Origin of the sequence: Acinetobacter sp. ACZLY 512, assembly GCF_023614015.1 — a bacterium.
In the GTDB taxonomy this organism is placed as follows: Bacteria; Pseudomonadota; Gammaproteobacteria; order Pseudomonadales; family Moraxellaceae; genus Acinetobacter; species Acinetobacter soli.
In genome coordinates this window covers 1-418 of sequence record NZ_JAKIVI010000030.1, presented here as the reverse complement: position 1 = coordinate 418, position 418 = coordinate 1, and the positions used below count along the sequence as shown (strand labels likewise).

Below are 418 nucleotides of genomic sequence, written 5' to 3'. Positions count from 1 at the left end.
CGATCATTTTGATGTATTTGTGTCGTTAAGCTGCCATAACTGTCCAGATGTGGTACAGGCCCTCAACCTGATTGCCATTTATAACCCGAATGCAACAGCCACCATGATTGATGGTGCCTTCTTCCAGGATGAGGTTGAAGAACGCAAGATCATGGCTGTACCGATGGTGTTCCAAAACGGTCAGCATATTGGTCAGGGACGCATGACGCTTGAAGAGATTGTAGCTAAACTCGACAATAATTCGGCTGAAAAAGACGCTGCGGCCATCAATGCCAAAGCTGCCTTTGATGTGCTGGTGGTCGGTGCTGGCCCTGCGGGTGGAACCTCGGCCATTTATGCCGCACGTAAAGGCATTCGTACCGGTATGATCGCAGAGCGCTTTGGCGGTCAGGTCATGGACACCATGGACATTGAAAAC

At 50.2% G+C, this 418-nt stretch carries 1 protein-coding gene; it reads left to right on the top strand.

Annotated elements, in window-relative coordinates; translation table 11 throughout:
- Window positions 1–418, top strand: a 418-nt coding sequence (locus L2096_RS16190; RefSeq protein ID WP_250365861.1) for a thioredoxin family protein, incomplete at both ends; no start/stop codon positions are given.